At 58.1% G+C, this 15899-nt stretch carries 12 protein-coding genes; 9 read left to right on the top strand and 3 right to left on the bottom strand.

Annotation, left to right across the window (positions count from 1 at the left end):
* Positions 1–50: 50 nt before the first annotated feature.
* Positions 51–1235, bottom strand: a complete 1185-nt coding sequence (locus tag AADJ11_RS09590; protein ID WP_341234288.1) for an alpha-hydroxy acid oxidase — start codon at positions 1233–1235, stop codon at positions 51–53.
* 162 nt (positions 1236–1397) lie between these two features.
* Between AADJ11_RS09590 and AADJ11_RS09595 the strand changes: the two genes are divergently transcribed.
* Entirely contained in the window at positions 1398–3818 is a 2421-nt protein-coding gene (locus AADJ11_RS09595; protein WP_341234289.1) for a UvrD-helicase domain-containing protein, read from the top strand.
* A 57-nt stretch (positions 3819–3875) separates the two neighbouring features.
* On the opposite strand, the gene AADJ11_RS09600 is transcribed toward AADJ11_RS09595, so the two are convergent.
* Entirely contained in the window at positions 3876–5249 is a 1374-nt protein-coding gene (locus AADJ11_RS09600; RefSeq protein WP_341234290.1) for an aspartate aminotransferase family protein, read from the bottom strand.
* A gap of 379 nt (positions 5250–5628) precedes the next feature.
* On the opposite strand from AADJ11_RS09600, the gene AADJ11_RS09605 reads away from it, so the two are divergent.
* Positions 5629–6513 (top strand): serine hydrolase domain-containing protein, encoded by an 885-nt coding sequence (locus AADJ11_RS09605; protein WP_341234291.1) that lies wholly within the window; start codon positions 5629–5631, stop codon positions 6511–6513.
* Between the two features lie 270 nt (positions 6514–6783).
* Here AADJ11_RS09605 and AADJ11_RS09610 read toward each other — a convergent pair whose 3' ends face one another.
* Entirely contained in the window at positions 6784–6996 is a 213-nt protein-coding gene (locus AADJ11_RS09610) for a DUF1127 domain-containing protein (protein ID WP_093915878.1), read from the bottom strand.
* A 466-nt stretch (positions 6997–7462) separates the two neighbouring features.
* Here AADJ11_RS09610 and AADJ11_RS09615 point away from each other — a divergent pair, with 466 nt between their 5' ends.
* From AADJ11_RS09615 to murF, 7 genes are all read left to right on the top strand, one after another.
* Positions 7463–8533 carry an Mrp/NBP35 family ATP-binding protein gene (locus AADJ11_RS09615; RefSeq protein WP_341234292.1) on the top strand — a complete coding sequence of 357 codons (1071 nt, stop codon included), beginning with the start codon at positions 7463–7465 and terminating at the stop codon, positions 8531–8533.
* Positions 8534–9307: 774 nt separating this feature from the next.
* Entirely contained in the window at positions 9308–9811 is a 504-nt protein-coding gene (gene mraZ / locus AADJ11_RS09620) for a division/cell wall cluster transcriptional repressor MraZ (protein ID WP_341234293.1), read from the top strand.
* A gap of 5 nt (positions 9812–9816) precedes the next feature.
* On the top strand, positions 9817–10809 hold the full coding sequence (rsmH, locus tag AADJ11_RS09625) for a 16S rRNA (cytosine(1402)-N(4))-methyltransferase RsmH (protein WP_341234294.1): 993 nt from the start codon (positions 9817–9819) through the stop codon (positions 10807–10809).
* The gene (locus AADJ11_RS09630) at positions 10806–11159 is read left to right on the top strand and encodes a cell division protein FtsL (protein WP_341234295.1); all 354 of its coding nucleotides are present in this window, start codon (positions 10806–10808) and stop codon (positions 11157–11159) included. Before rsmH ends, AADJ11_RS09630 begins: the two co-directional genes overlap by 4 nt.
* Entirely contained in the window at positions 11156–12943 is a 1788-nt protein-coding gene (locus AADJ11_RS09635; protein ID WP_341234296.1) for a penicillin-binding protein 2, read from the top strand. Before AADJ11_RS09630 ends, AADJ11_RS09635 begins: the two co-directional genes overlap by 4 nt.
* A gap of 17 nt (positions 12944–12960) precedes the next feature.
* Entirely contained in the window at positions 12961–14442 is a 1482-nt protein-coding gene (locus AADJ11_RS09640; RefSeq protein WP_341234297.1) for a UDP-N-acetylmuramoyl-L-alanyl-D-glutamate--2,6-diaminopimelate ligase, read from the top strand.
* The gene (gene murF, locus AADJ11_RS09645; protein WP_341234298.1) at positions 14439–15875 is read left to right on the top strand and encodes a UDP-N-acetylmuramoyl-tripeptide--D-alanyl-D-alanine ligase; all 1437 of its coding nucleotides are present in this window, start codon (positions 14439–14441) and stop codon (positions 15873–15875) included. The genes AADJ11_RS09640 and murF overlap by 4 nt, the downstream gene beginning before the upstream one ends.
* Positions 15876–15899: the final 24 nt, after the last annotated feature.

The raw sequence follows: 15899 nt of genomic DNA on the forward strand, positions 1-15899 counted from the left end.
TGCGGCAGTGCAGCATAGTTGCGTTTGTTTGCCGCAAGGTGCAAGGAAGTTTATGCCTCCGGCGGGGATTTTAGGCCATTTGGAAACAAGTCGAGCTGCGCAAGATCGACAGGCTGAGGCAAATCGCGCAGTGTTTTACTGCCCATTTGGCCCATGTTTGCGATCAGATCCTTGGTAAAGATATCAATCAGGTGATCGATGCCTTGTGGCCCGAGGGCCGCCAACGCGTAGTGGAACGCGCGGCCCATCATCACGAAATCCGCCCCCAAAGACAAGGCGCGCAGAATATCGAGGCCGGTTTCAACGCCGCTGTCAAAGACGATAGGCAGGGTGGTGGCAGCGCGAATGGCGGGCAGCATATCGATAGAAGCCGGGGCCGCATCGAATTGCCGTCCCGCGTGGTTGGACACCCAAATGGCGTCTGCGCCGATGGCTTCCAGCGCGGTGGCGTCTTCAGGGCGCAGCACACCCTTTATGATGAACGGCCCCTCCCATGCGTCGCGCAGCCATTTGACATAGTCCCAATCCGGCGAGGTGCGCAGCAGATATCCAACATGCGCGGTTGAGGACAGGCCCTCGGTGCTGGTGCTTTTGTATTTATCGAGCATCCGCATATGGGGCATCCCGCGTCGTGCCATGCCCGCAGCCCAAGTAGGCCGCATCGCAACCTGCGCCATCAAGCGTGGCGTCAGACGGGGCGGATTGGTCAGGCCGGAGCGTGTTTGCCGTTCGCGGCGGCTGGCGACGGGGACATCGACGGTCAGGATCAGCCCGTTGAAACCTGCCGCTTTGGCGCGGTTCAGCATGTCGGTGCGAATGTCCGGATCGCGGGGCGGGTACATCTGAAACCACGCGTTTTCGCCAATATGGGGGGCAAGGTCTTCGGGGCTTTGGGTGGCGACTGTGGACAGGCAATAGGGGATACCCGCGCGGGCGGCGGCACGGGCCAGATGCCCTTCGGCATCGGGCCAGATCAGGCCGGACATGCCGATGGGTGCAATGCCAAAGGGCAGGGGAAAGTCGTTCCCAAACAAGGGGGTTGTCAGGTTGGGGGTGAATTCGCCATGCAATATCGATGGCATAAACCCGATGTGGTCCATCGACTGCCGGTTGCGCTGTTTGGTGGCCTCAGCCCCTGTGGCACTGTCCAGATATTCCCAGACGAATTTCGGGATACGCCGTTTGGCGCGGCGGCGCAGGTCAGCTAATTCAGGGTAGTTTGCGTGTAAATCCATGGGCGTATTTGCTCAGGGCGTGGGGCTATTGTCCAGCCGCCTTTTGCAAGGAAGGGGGCTGGATGGCACCGGATAATGGGGGCACCATTGCGCATATTCTTACCCAGAACATTTTGCGAACGTGTCTTTCATTTGGCGGTTTTGCGCGCTAGGTTATGGCCCATGAATGATTTCGACGAAATGGACGCCTTTGAGGGCGCATCTTTATCAGCGCGTGCCATGGCCGCGCGCCCGCAACCCTATCTGGACGGGCTGAACCCGGCACAACGCGCCGCCGTTGAGCAGATGGATGGCCCGGTGTTGATGTTGGCGGGGGCGGGCACCGGCAAGACCAAGGCGCTGACCGCGCGGATCGTGCATCTGATGAACACCGGTCGCGCGCGCCCGAACGAGATTTTGGCGGTGACCTTTACCAACAAAGCCGCACGCGAGATGAAGAACCGCGTTGGCGGCATGTTGGGGCAAAACATCGAGGGCATGCCGTGGCTGGGCACCTTCCACGCGGTTTGCGTCAAGCTGCTGCGCCGTCATGCGGAACTGGTGGGGTTGAAATCGAACTTTACCATTCTGGATACGGACGATCAGTTGCGCTTGCTCAAGCAGTTGATCAGGGCCGAGGATATCGACGACAAACGTTGGCCCGCGCGCCTGTTGGCGGGGATTATCGACGGTTGGAAAAACCGCGCGCTGACGCCAGAAAAGGTACCAAGTGCGGATGCGGGATTGTACAACCACCGCGGCACCGAGCTTTATGCGCAGTACCAAGCGCGGCTGAAAGAGCTGAACGCCTGTGATTTCGGCGATCTGCTGCTGCACATGGTGACGATTTTCCAGACCCACGAGGACCTGTTGAAGCAATACCAGCGCTGGTTCAAATTCATTCTGGTGGACGAATACCAAGATACCAACGTGGCCCAATATCTGTGGCTGCGCTTGCTGGCGTCGGGGCATAAAAATATCTGTTGCGTGGGCGATGACGATCAGTCGATCTATGGCTGGCGTGGGGCCGAAGTGGGTAATATCCTGCGGTTCGAGACGGATTTTCCCGGGGCTCATGTGGTGCGGCTGGAACAGAACTATCGGTCCACCCCGCATATTCTGGCCGCTGCATCCGGCGTGATTGCGGGCAACGAAGGGCGGTTGGGCAAGACGCTGTGGACCGAAGCGCAGGACGGTGAAAAGGTCCGACTGATCGGCCATTGGGATGGCGAGGAAGAGGCCCGCTGGATCGGCGACGAGATCGAATCCATGCAGCGCGGCACCCGTGATTTGCGACAGTATTCGCTGGACGATATGGCGATTCTTGTGCGTGCCTCGCATCAGATGCGCGCGTTTGAAGACCGGTTTTTGACCATCGGTTTGCCCTATCGCGTCATCGGTGGACCGCGCTTTTACGAGCGTTTGGAAATCCGCGATGTGATGGCCTATTTCCGCGTCGTGACATCGCCTGATGATGATCTGGCGTTTGAGCGGATTGTGAACACGCCCAAACGTGGGCTAGGCGACAAAGCGCAGCAGAATATCCAGAAGACCGCCCGTGAAAACGGCGTGAACCTTGTCGAAGGCGCTCGGATCTTACTGGCCAATGGCGGGATCGGTGGCAAGGGGGCCGCACAGTTGCGCCTGCTGATTGACGGCATCGAACGCTGGGGCGAGATGGCGCGTGGGCCGCGCATCCGCACCGAGATTGATGATAATTCTGTGATTGATGATGGCGCGCCGACCACCCGCTATGAATACGGCCCGCCCGAGATGAGCCATGTCGAGTTGGCGCAGGTTATTCTGGACGAATCCGGCTATACGGGGTTCTGGCAGAACGACAAAACGCCCGAGGCACCGGGGCGGCTTGAGAACCTCAAGGAATTGGTCAAGGCCTTGGAACAGTTCGAAAATCTGCAAGGGTTCCTGGAGCATGTCAGCTTGATTATGGACAATGAACAGGACGGTGAGGGCGAGAAAGTGTCGATCATGACGCTGCACGCCGCCAAGGGCCTCGAGTTCCCCGCCGTGTTCCTGCCGGGATGGGAGGACGGGCTGTTCCCCTCGCAACGGTCCATGGATGAAAGCGGTATCAAGGGCCTCGAGGAAGAGCGCCGCTTGGCCTATGTCGGCATCACGCGGGCCGAGGAGATTTGCACCATTTCATTCGCGGCGAACCGGCGGGTGTTTGGGCAATGGCAAAGCGCGATGCCGTCGCGGTTTATCGACGAACTGCCCGAAGAGCATGTGGAGGTACTGACCCCGCCCGGCCTTTATGGTGGGGGGTATGGTGCTGCCATGCCGAAATCCGACCTGCATGAAAAGGTCGCCGAGGCGAATGTCTACAATTCCCCCGGTTGGCGGCGTCTGCAATCGCGCAGCAATGATCGCGGGATGAGCCAGCCCAAGGAAACGCGCAATGTCACCATTGATATGGCGGCGGTCAGCAGTTTCACCATGGGTGAACGCGTGTTCCATCAGAAATTCGGATATGGCGCGGTGATCGGGATCGAAGGCGACAAGTTGGAGGTCGAGTTTGAAAAAGCCGGGATCAAAAAGGTCGTGTCGCGGTTTTTGACCGGATCGGACGACGTACCGTTTTAAAGGATTGGATCATGGGGCGCGGTCGATGCCACGCCCCATGAAGATGTCAGCGCAAGTTTAGCCCAGAACGGACGTCACGGCCTGATGGGTCGCGGTAACGACTTGGTCAGCCTCTTCTTTGGTCAGGCAGAACGGCGGGGCAAAGCCCAGAATGTCCCCTTGGGGCATGGCGCGGGCGATGACATTGCTTTGCTCTAGCAGTTTACCAGCGATCTGCGGCCCGATCTTGTCGGCGGCGGCATAGAAGGTGCGGCTGTCTTTATCGGCCACAAATTCGACAGCGCACAGCATCCCTTCGCCACGGATGTTGCCCACATGGGGGTGGTCGGCAAGGGCGGCGCGCATTTGCGTGTTCAGATATGTGCCGACGCTACCAGCGTTTTCGATCAATCCCAGCTTGTCGATCAATTCGAGGTTTGCCACACCCGCAGCGGCCCCGATGGGGTGTGCGGAATATGTCCAGCCGTGGCCGATGGGACCGTTCTCATCGGTGCCTTTTTCCAGCACTGCCCACATTTTGTCAGACACAATCGACCCGGACAGCGGCGCATAGGCCGACGTCAGGCCCTTGGCAATCGTGATCAGATCGGGGCGCATGCCATAGTGATCGGACCCGAACATCGTGCCCAAACGGCCAAAACCGGTCACAACTTCATCTGCAACCAGCAGAATGTCGTGACGGTCCAGCACCTCTTGGATGGCGGGCCAATAGCCGGCAGGGGGCGGTACGATGCCGCCGGTGCCCAAAACGGGTTCACCGATAAAGGCGGCGATGGTGTCGGCCCCTTCGGCGTGAATCATCGCTTCAAGTTCGGCCACGCAATGGGCGACGAATTCGCTTTCGCTTTGCCCCAGATCCTTGCGCTGGAAATAGAACGGTGCCTCGGTGTGAATCACCTGCGCGAGGGGCAGATCGAACTTCTTGTGAAACAGATCCAGACCCGTCAGCGATCCGGTCATCAGGCCCGAACCGTGATAGCCACGCCAGCGCGAGATGATCTTTTTCTTCTTCGGGCGACCCAGTATGTTGTTGTAATACCAGATCAATTTTACATTGGTCTCGTTCGCATCGGACCCGGACTGACCAAAATACACCTTGGACATGTGATCGGGCGCGCGGTCCATCACCATTTTCGCAAGGGTGATCGACGCCTCGGTGCCGTGGCCGACATAGGAATGGTAATAGGCGAGTTCCTTGGCCTGATCGGCAATCGCCTCGGCGATCTCGGGGCGGCCATAGCCGACGTTCACGCAGTACAATCCGGCGAAAGCATCCAGCATCCGGTTGCCATCGCGGTCCTCGATATGCACGCCGGAAGCGGTTTTGATCACGCGCTGTGGGATGTTGCCCCGTGCGAATTCAGCAAGATGGGTGGAGGCGTGAAAGAAATTCTCGCGGTCCCATTGTTCAAGATTATCGTTGTGTAGCATGATTTTACCCTTCGACTTTGGCGGCGCGCCGCCTGATGACATATGAAAGGAGCCAGTTGCACGCGCGGGGCCGGTAAGGGCCGGAGTGTGAGCAGAAAGGCTCCGCTCACCCAAGCAGCAGCGCGCAATGCCTTTATTGCCAAGGTAATATGCAGGTTTAACCACGGCTGACGGGCAAAACCAACAGATTTTTCCGCGGGTGTAGTTTTTTGGATCGGTGTTGGCCGGGGTTGCCTAGCAAACGTGCTGAACGGGGGTAGGGGGAAGCCGGCGCTGGCTTTCTGATCTGTTACCGGGTTCACTTGATTTTCCGCGGATTGTGAAGGTCAGGTTTGAGCCCCACATTGACATTTTTACCCAAAGACCAAACACATCACATATGAGAACCGAAAACACATGCTCCCATTGGATCAGCTCTTCCGGAAATGAAGGCAGCAGAGGGTCTCAGTCAGCCATATTTCCTTACTGGAGTTTCACTAAAACGACGATTGCGATTTGCGCACTGAAGTTGTGCGAAGATTCCGTGTTAGATTTGGATGCGCCAATTAAAGGCGCTGCCTATACATGTCGTCAACTTCTAGCGCATACATCCGGCCTGCCAGACTATGGCCAATTTCCGGAATACGGACGAGCAGTGCGCGCACATGAAGCTCCTTGGTCCCGCGAAAAAATGCTGGATTTGTCTTTGTCCAAAGGGATGCTATTCGAGCCGGAACAAGGGTGGTCTTATTCAAACATTGGCTACATGTTTGTCCGGGACATGATCGAAGATGCAACCGGGCAATCGCTTGGGCAGGTTGTTTCTTCCATGATCTGTAGGCCTTTGCACCTCGATAGCATTGAGTTTGCAGATACGCGTGAGCAGTTTACAAAACTACATTGGCACGCGGCTGCAAATTACGATCCTCTCTGGGTGTACCATGGTTGTCTTATTGGCAATGCGGCTGATGCCGCGCGCCTGCTTCACGGTTTGTTCTCAGGTGACCTGTTGCGGCGCGATACTCTGAGACTGATGATTGACACAAAGCTGCTTGGTGGCCCACTGCCCGGTCGGCCGTGGTCCCAATGCGGATACGCTCTGGGGCTTATGTCGGGGTCCATTGATGGTATCGGCCGTTCAATTGGCCACTCTGGAGCCGGACCGTTTTGCGTCAATGCCGTTTATCATTTTCCAGATGTAGATGACCCAATTACGGTTGCTAGTTTCACGGGTGGCATTGATGAGGGCAAAGCAGAGTTCGCAGCTGTAGCGCTCGTCCGATGAATGGCAGTAGTGTCCCGCACAGCAGACCCTACACCGACACATAAATGACGGGCTCAAAGCGAAACGCAGGGAATATGCATCCTCCAGATACAAGAACGGCGGTGCTTTGGGAGGAAAGCACCGCCGACTTTATCGACGTCTCCAATCCAATCGGGAGGAAAGGAGGAAGGAGACGTTTATAAAGGCCTTTGGTTTCAGGGAGGAGGAAGAAACCGCGGGCCTTTTACAGACACACATCCGGGAGGAAGCGTGTGTCCGATCTCAATTCATTTAGGCAGCGTTGCGGCCTGTTTCCAGAGCGATGCTGCGGATTTGCGAACGCGACATGCCGAGGTCGGCCAATTCGCGGTTCGACAAGGAGCTCAGCTCGTTGAAAGTGGCGCGATAAACACGAGCCTGCTTGCGGCGCGTGGCGATCATGGACATGACGGCGTTAAAGCGATCTGCCAGGGAAGGAGCGGTAGTTGCGTTAAGGTATGCCATCTCAGCACCTCTTTCATTTGATCTGCGTTTCGTTCTGTTGTGACCAATATGTAGGAAGATGCTGCACCTGCACAATAGACAGATCGACAATGCTGCTATGCAGCAAATGCATACGAAAAGTTGACGTAACGTCCTGAAAATTTGCGATAAAATAAAAAAATGGCGACGACACCAGGGAGGAGGAAGGTGTCGCCGCCTAAACAGAAACATCCGGGAGGAGGATGGATGCGTCTGGTCTTTCTGTTGGTTAGCGACTAGCGCTTTCCTGAAACCTTTTTGACCTAATTGCTGCATCTGCACAATAAAAAATTTTGCAATGCTGCTATGCAGCACAAACATTGCGGAAATGGCTAATTTTTAGGCGAAATTTGGCGGGTTTGCTGGCGATATGCGCAGTACTGTGACGCCCTCTTGTGATTTACGTAGAAACTGCCATGTCAAAGCTGTTGTTTAGAAGGAAAAGTCGATGCCGATCACCAAAGCCCAAGTCGAAGCGGAACTGCAGCGAGTCACCTTGCCGGATGGGAAATCCATCCTTGCGCATGATTTGGTCCGCGCTTTGACGGTTGAGGGTGATGCCGTCCGGTTTGTGATCGAGGCACCGAATGCGCAAGTCGCCGCGCAGATGGCCCCCCTGCGCGACGCGGCAGAGCAGGTGGTGAAGGCGATAAAGGGTGTGGGCACAGTTACCGTTGCCCTGACGGCCCACGGCCCGGCCCCCAAGGCACCGGCACCCAGCCTCAAGATCGGCGGCCATCCGAAGCCTCAAGACGGACCAACCAAACCGACGGGGGTAAAGCGTATTCTGGCCATCGGGTCCGGCAAGGGTGGCGTTGGCAAATCAACCGTCAGTTCCAACATCGCCGTGGCCTTGGCGCGGGCAGGGCGCAAGGTCGGGTTGTTGGATGCAGATATTTACGGGCCCAGCCAGCCGCGCATGATGGGGGTGAATAAACGCCCCGCGTCGCCGGATGGTAAGACGATCATTCCCCTGCACGCCCATGGCGTCACTTTGATGTCGATCGGCTTTATGATGGAAGAGGGTAAGGCCGTTGTTTGGCGTGGCCCGATGTTGATGGGCGCGCTTCAGCAGATGTTGGGGCAGGTCGAGTGGGGCGAGCTTGACGTATTGTTGGTTGATCTGCCGCCCGGTACGGGCGACGTGCAACTGACCCTTTGTACCAAGTCGGAATTGTCGGGGGCCATCATTGTGTCGACGCCGCAGGATGTGGCGCTGATTGATGCGCGCAAGGCCATCGACATGTTCAACACCCTCAAGACTCCCGTGCTTGGCCTGATCGAGAATATGTCGATGTTCGTTTGCCCCGATTGCGGGTCCGAGCATGAGATTTTTGGCCATGGCGGTGTCGCGGACGAGGCCAAGAAGATTGGCGTGCCGCTTTTGGGTAGTTTGCCCATTGATCTGGAAACGCGGCTTGCAGGTGACGCGGGTACGCCGATTGCAGCGGGCGATGGCCCGATGGCGCAGGCCTACGCCCGCATCGCAGACGGGTTGATCAAGGGCGGGATGGCTTAAGAGGGCCGTCGCCCCTGCAGGCGGTTATATTCGCTTTATAGCGCCGCGCATCGCCACTGATCCGCGTAACACCTCTATACCGTAAATTTTCTCACTTTATGGCTTCCGGTGATCCCCCTCGTGGGACTTCATGGGAATTATCGACGTGCCTGCTTTGCCGGCGGTCAGGTGATTCGGCCATAAGCCGCCGATTTGCATGAGAATTGATGTATTTACCCCTGAAAGCGGTTGCACAGTATTGCCTAATTCAAGAACAAGGCACGAACATTCCTTGTGGATAAATCTGAGGGTTTATTTTTATTGGGATTTGATGGGAAATTTTGGATCAATTCAGGTATCACTACATGTTGTGCCTAAATGTGAAGTTCTCCCATCATGAAGTGATATTTTGGCCTTAAAGATATCCTACATGTTGTTTTGTAACCCTGTGCAAAACCATATCCTGTGTCTTTTCCCAAAGAAAACTATAGACGCCCATGAATTCCCATGGCATCCCTAGTGCATCGGATGAGAACGAGACAAGGGGCACCAAACGACCCCATCGACCAAATAAAACTCTAGCAGGTTCATACAGGCACCTCGCTTTCATCAGACCAAGAATCCGGCGCGTGAGCGAGCAGACATCCCCCCAGGTGGCGCGCGCAGTCGGACTTCCCCGCAAAGCGGGACGGCGGCGGGTTGATCAGTGGCAGCAGATCAACCCGCCGTTTTTACATTTACCGCCGGGGAAACGAAATTTTAGGCGCAAGGCGCGTCATAGTCAGGGACACACACGTGAGCCGCAGGTTCAGAGGCGAAAGCCAACACAAGGTCGATACGAAGGGGCGGGTGTCTATCCCAGCCTCTTTTCGTCGTGTGTTGGAAGCCGGTGACCCGAATTGGCAAAACGGCGGCACGCCCGAGCTGGTAATCGTCTATGGCGACAGCCGTCGCAGCTATCTTGAATGCTATACCATGCAGGCGATTGACGAGGTCGACGATAAAATCGACGCGCTGCCGCGTGGATCGATGGAACGCAAAATGTTGCAACGTCTGTTCCACGGCCAATCTTTCCCGACATCTGTTGATGAAACCGGCCGTCTGGTCCTGCCTGCCAAACTACGCAGCAAAATTGATCTGGAAGGCGAGGCGTTTTTTATCGCTGCCGGTGACACGTTCCAGATTTGGAAGCCCGAAACCTATGAGACCGAGGAAAAAGCCCGCGAAGAAGAATGGCTGGATGACCTGCCAGAAGACTTCGATCCCATGGCCTTCCTGGACGGTAAGCCGGGGGCATAAGCGATATGACCGCTGCCTCTGATACCCCCTCAGCCCCTCACACGCCGGTTCTGCTACGCCCCCTTTTGGCAGCAGTTGCCCCCGTCACGGGGCGCTGGCTGGATGGCACATTTGGTGCAGGCGGCTATACCCGTGGTTTGATCGATGCCGGTGCGGATCAGGTAATTGCCGTGGACCGTGACCCGCTGGCCTTCGAAATGGCGCAAAGCTGGGCGGCGGCATATGGCGACAAGATCGTCATGCAGCAGGGCGTGTTTTCCAAAATGGACACCTATGCCCAAGACCTTGACGGGGTTGTGCTGGATCTGGGCGTGTCATCAATGCAGCTTGATCTGGCCGAACGCGGCTTTTCCTTCATGCGCGACGGCCCGCTGGACATGCGGATGAGCCAGCAAGGTCCGTCCGCCGCTGACATCGTCAACGAGGCCGAAGAAGAAACCATCGCGAATATTCTGTTCCAATACGGTGAAGAACGCGCCAGCCGCCGCATTGCCAAGTCGATTGTCCGCGCCCGCGAAGATGCGCCAATTACCACGACCTTTCAATTGGCAGGGCTGGTCGAGGGATGCTTGCCCCGTTCAAAACCCGGTCAATCGCACCCTGCGACCCGCAGCTTTCAGGCGCTGCGCATCGCGGTGAACAACGAATATGGCGAATTGTTCGAGGGGCTTATGGCCGCAGAACGTGCGCTGAAACCCGGCGGGCAACTGGCTGTGGTGACCTTTCATTCGGTCGAGGACCGGATGGTCAAACGCTTCCTTACGGCGCGTGCAGGGGCAGGGGGCAACGCCAACCGCTTTGCGCCCGAGGCGACGCACGTGCCGCCGCAATTCAAGATACTCAAACGCAAGGCCATCGGGCCTGACGCGCAAGAGCTCGAGGAAAACCCGCGCAGCCGGTCGGCCAAATTGCGGGTTGCCATTCGCACCGATGCGCCTGCCGGTTCGGTTGATGCTAAATCGCTCGGCATGCCCATGGTCAAAGGAATACAGTCATGAGAGCCGTGCTTTACGTTCTGACCACTTTGTCTGTCATTGGCTTGGCCTTTTGGGCCTACCGCGAAAACTATGCCACGCAACAAGCGCTCAGCGATACGGACGAATTGCGCCAGGAAATCCGCCAAGCCCATAGCAGGCTGGCGGTATTGCGTGCCGAATGGGCCTATCTGAACCGGCCAGAGCGTCTGCGCGATCTATCCGAGCTGAACTTTGACCGGCTGGGCCTGTTGCCGCTGCACCCCGATCAGTTTGGCGCGATTGATCAGGTCGGCTATCCGCCGCTGCCCGAACTGCCGCTGTTTGAAATCACCCAAGGCGTCGATGTCTCAACGATGGAGGCCACCGAATGATCCGCACACCGCTGCGTCCATTGGCCCGTATCCTTGAGGCCCGCCAAAAAGGCGAAAACCCCGACGCGATCGAACGTGAAAACACACGCATTCGCCATGAACAGATGCGCGACAGCGCCCGCCAGCGCGCCGAAGGGCGGTTGCTGGTGCTGGGCGTGTTCTTTTTCTGCGCCTTTACTGTTGTCGGCGCGCGTATGGGCGTCATGGCGACGACCGACCCGACAGAACCGCGCGCGGCGGCCCCCGGTTCCGTCATCTCGGCCACCCGTGCCGATATCGTTGACCGCAACGGCAACCTGCTGGCCACGAATTTTGAGACCCACGCGCTATACGCGCAACCGCATCACATGATTGATCCGGAACGCGCGGCGAAAAAACTGATGAAGGTGTTCCCGGATCTGGATCAGGAACGGCTGGTGCGTGATTTTACCGGGAAACGTAAGTTTCTGTGGATCAAAAAGAAAATCAGCCCCGAGCAAATGCAAGCCGTGCATGAAATCGGTGAACCGGGCCTGCTGTTTGCCCCGCGTGACATGCGTCTGTACCCCAACGGTGCCTTGGCCGCGCATATCATGGGCGGTGCCAGCTTTGGCAAAGAGGGCGTACACGGGGCCGAGGTGATCGGCGTTGCCGGTGCGGAAAAATACTTTGACGACTATCTGCGCGACCCCGCAAACGGAAACAAACCGTTGGAACTGTCGCTGGATATGACGGTTCAGGCCGCGTCTGAACGCATCTTGTATGGCGGCATGAAGCTGATGAACGCCAAAGGCGCGACATCGGTTTTGATGGATGTGCGCACGGGCGAGGTGATCAGCGCCGTGTCCTTGCCATCGTTTGACCCAAATGACCGCCCGCATGCGGCCATCACCGGGGACGCGTCGGACAGCCCACTGTTCAACCGTTCGGTCCAAGGGGTGTACGAACTGGGATCGGTGTTCAAGATTTTCGCCGCCGCACAGGCGATTGATCTGGGATTGGTGACGGCTGACACGGTTATTGATACCTCTGGCCCGATGAAAGTCGGCGGCTTCCGGATCGGTGAATTTCATAATAAAAACTACGGCGAACAGACGGTTACCGGCATCATCGTAAACAGCTCAAACCGCGGTTCGGGGCGTCTGGCCTTGCAAATCGGCGCAGAGCGGCAACAAGAATTCCTGAAAAGCCTTGGTTTCTTTGAACCCACCCCGTTCGAGATTGTCGAAGCATCAGGCGGCAAGCCCTTGCTGCCCAAACGCTGGGAAGAGCTAAGCTCGGTCACGATTTCATATGGGCACGGTCTGTCCTCCAGCCCCATGCATCTTGCCGCTGGATACGCAACCATTGCCAATGGTGGCCGCAAAATCGTGCCGACCTTGCTGAAACAAAATGGTCCAAAACTGGGCGAACGGGTGATGTCTGAACGCGCCGCCGCCGACGCCCGGATGATGCTGCGCGCCGTCGTGACCGAAGGCACCGCCAGCTTTGGCGAGGTGCCCGGCTATCAGGTGGGCGGCAAGACCGGTACGGCGGATAAACCCGGCCCCCGTGGTGGATACCTAGAAGACAAGGTGATCAACACCTTTGCCAGCATGTTCCCCGCGCATGATCCCAAATATGTGCTGATCGTGACCTTGGACGAACCTGTTGAAACATCGGGTGAAAAACCACGCCGCACGGCAGGCTGGACGGCTGTGCCCGTCGCCGCCGAGATGATCCGCCGGATCGCGCCCTTGCTGGGGCTTCGACCAACTGTTGAACCGGGCAGTGTCGCTGATATAACGCTGTCCAGCAGCAACTGATAAAAAGAGCGTCCCCCATGGGCACACAGGCCGTCCCCCTTTCTTCACTTGGTCTGACCGCGAGGGGAGAGGCCAACCCCGACATCACAGGCATCGCCGTGGACAGCCGTCAGGTCAAAGACGGGTATTTGTTCGCCGCTATGCCCGGCAGTACGGTGCACGGGGCCGAGTTCATTCAATATGCGCTGCGCATGGGCGCAGCAGCCGTGCTGACCGATGCCAAAGGTGCTGCGATTGCAGCGGATGTGATGGCCGACGCAGGCGTTGCCGTGGTGGTCACCGATGCCCCGCGCGAGGCGCTGTCACGCTCTGCCGCCCTGTGGTTTGGCGCGCAGCCTGCCACGATGATCGCAGTGACGGGCACGAACGGCAAAACATCCGTCAGCACTTTTGTCCGCCAAATCTGGATCGAAATGGGCCTGTCTGCCGTCAACCTTGGCACCACGGGGGTCGAAGGGGCATGGACCGCCCCGTTGGCCCACACCACGCCAGAACCGATCACCCTGCACCGTGCCTTGGCCGAAGCAGCAGCCAACGGCATCACCCATGCCGCGATGGAGGCGTCGAGCCACGGCTTGGACCAGCGCCGCCTTGATGGTGTGACGCTAAAGGCTGCGGGGTTCACGAACTTCACCCAAGACCATCTGGACTACCACGAGACATTCGAGGCGTATTTCGACGCCAAGGCGGGCTTGTTCTCGCGCGTGTTGCCCGAAGACGGCACGGCGGTCATCAACATTGACGATCCCAAGGGCGTCGATATGGCCGCCATTGCCCGTGCGCGGGGTTGCGATGTCATCAGCGTCGGTCGGGATGGTGGCGACCTGCATCTCACGGGCCAACGCTTTGACGCCACAGGGCAGGACCTGCGGTTCGACTGGCGTGGCAAAACCTATCAAAAGCGGCTGAACCTGATCGGCGGTTTTCAGGCCGATAATATCTTGCTGGCCTGCGGGCTGGTTATCGCTTGCGGGTCCAATCCTGCCGATGTGTTCGACACGATCCCGCATCTGACAACCGTGCGCGGCCGCATGCAGCTGGCCGCGACCCGCGACAATGGCGGGGCGGTGTTTGTGGATTATGCCCATACGCCCGATGCCATCGCCACGGCGCTTCAGGCGATGCGACCACATGTGATGGGCCGTTTGGTGGCGATTGTGGGCGCAGGCGGCGACCGTGATACGACCAAGCGCCCCTTGATGGGACAGGCGGCGGCGGAACATGCCGATGTGGTATTTGTGACCGATGATAACCCACGCTCGGAAGATCCGGCGCTGATCCGCGCGGCGGTGATGACCGGCGCACCGGACGCGACCGAGGTTAGCGACCGCGCCGAGGCGATCTTGCGCGGGATCGATGTCATCGGCCCCGGTGATGCCTTGTTGATCGCGGGCAAGGGCCATGAAACCGGGCAGATCATCGGCGATGATATCCTGCCCTTTGATGATGTGGAACAGGCCAGCGTTGCCGTTGCGGCACTGGACGGGAGACTAACATGAGCTTGTGGACAGCAGCAGAGGCAGCAAAGGCCACCGGAGGTCACGCAATCGGCGATTGGGCCTGCGATGGTGTGTCTATTGATACGCGCACAATCCAGGCCGGTGATCTGTTTGTGGCACTCAAAGATGTGCGCGACGGTCATGATTTCGTAGCAATGGCGCTGGAAAAGGGCGCAGGGGCGGCTTTGGTTAGCCACGTGCCCGACGGTGTGGCCGCTGATGCACCCTTGCTGATCGTTGATGATGTGCTGAAGGGGCTTGAGGCGCTTGGGGCTGCTGCCCGCGCCCGCACGCAGGCCAAAGTGGTCGCGGTAACGGGCAGTGTCGGAAAAACCTCGACCAAGGAAATGCTGCTGGCGATATTCGCGGATCAGGGGCGGGCGCATGCGTCAGTGGACAGCTATAACAACCATTGGGGCGTGCCGCTGACATTGGCGCGGATGCCGATGGATACCGAATTTGCGGTGATCGAGATCGGGATGAACCATCCCGGTGAAGTCTCTCCGCTGGCGATCCTGACCAAGCCGGACGTGGCCATGGTGACGACGGTCGCTGCCGTGCATCTTGAGGCGTTTGATAATGTCGCGGCTATTGCCGTTGAAAAGGCCGCGATCTTTGACGGGCTGGAACCGGGTGGCGTCGCCGTGATCAACGCCGACATTGAACATGCGGCGATCTTGATGGCCAAAGCCGTTGATTGCCGCCTGCGCGAGGTTGAGTTCGGCGAACACGGCTATCAGTTCAAATTGCTGGACGTGCAGGTTCAAGGCGATGTGACGGTTGTGCAAGCCGATGCCGATGGCACCCCGTTGCTGTTCAAGATCGGCACACCGGGGCGGCATTTCGCGATGAACGCCCTTGGCGCGCTTGCTGCGGCACAGGCGATGGGGGCTGATCTGGCGCTGGCGGCGGCGTCCTTGGGGCGCTGGACGCCATACAAGGGGCGCGGCGTGCGCGAGGTGATCCACTTTGATCCCGTCGAGACACAGATGACGCTGAACCTGATCGATGACAGCTATAACGCCAACCCGACCTCGATGGCCGCAGCACTTGAGGTGTTGGCCGCATCGGACGTGACCCATGATATTGGCCGTGTCAGCAAGGGCCGGCGGATCGCCTATCTGGGCGATATGAAGGAACTGGGCCCGGACGAGATCGCGCTGCACGCCGGGTTGGCCCATCTGGACGCGACCAAGAAGCTGGACGTGATCCATTGTGTGGGGCCGTTGATGCGGTCGCTTTATGATCTGATCCCCCCGCATCAGCGGGGCGAATGGGCCGAGACATCGGCGGAGTTGCTGCCCGGATTGGCAAGCCATCTGGACAGCGGCGACGTGGTACTGGCCAAGGGATCATTGTCTATGAAATTAGGCCTGATCGTTGACGCGATCCGTAAAATGGGCCATCCGGTGGAAAACAAAGAACAGGGCTAAGGCCCATAATATTTTGAGTGAGGA

Source organism: uncultured Sulfitobacter sp. (assembly GCF_964021855.1).
GTDB lineage: Bacteria > Pseudomonadota > Alphaproteobacteria > Rhodobacterales > Rhodobacteraceae > Sulfitobacter.

Coding starts and splice junctions, on each gene's coding strand:
- AADJ11_RS09590 (WP_341234288.1), bottom strand. CDS start 1,235: ATGGATTTACACGCAAACTACCCTGAATTAGCTGACCTGCGCCGCCGC.
- AADJ11_RS09595 (WP_341234289.1), top strand. CDS start 1,398: ATGAATGATTTCGACGAAATGGACGCCTTTGAGGGCGCATCTTTATCA.
- AADJ11_RS09600 (WP_341234290.1), bottom strand. CDS start 5,249: ATGCTACACAACGATAATCTTGAACAATGGGACCGCGAGAATTTCTTT.
- AADJ11_RS09605 (WP_341234291.1), top strand. CDS start 5,629: ATGAGAACCGAAAACACATGCTCCCATTGGATCAGCTCTTCCGGAAAT.
- AADJ11_RS09610 (WP_093915878.1), bottom strand. CDS start 6,996: ATGGCATACCTTAACGCAACTACCGCTCCTTCCCTGGCAGATCGCTTT.
- AADJ11_RS09615 (WP_341234292.1), top strand. CDS start 7,463: ATGCCGATCACCAAAGCCCAAGTCGAAGCGGAACTGCAGCGAGTCACC.
- rsmH (WP_341234294.1), top strand. CDS start 9,817: ATGACCGCTGCCTCTGATACCCCCTCAGCCCCTCACACGCCGGTTCTG.
- AADJ11_RS09630 (WP_341234295.1), top strand. CDS start 10,806: ATGAGAGCCGTGCTTTACGTTCTGACCACTTTGTCTGTCATTGGCTTG.
- AADJ11_RS09635 (WP_341234296.1), top strand. CDS start 11,156: ATGATCCGCACACCGCTGCGTCCATTGGCCCGTATCCTTGAGGCCCGC.
- AADJ11_RS09640 (WP_341234297.1), top strand. CDS start 12,961: ATGGGCACACAGGCCGTCCCCCTTTCTTCACTTGGTCTGACCGCGAGG.
- murF (WP_341234298.1), top strand. CDS start 14,439: ATGAGCTTGTGGACAGCAGCAGAGGCAGCAAAGGCCACCGGAGGTCAC.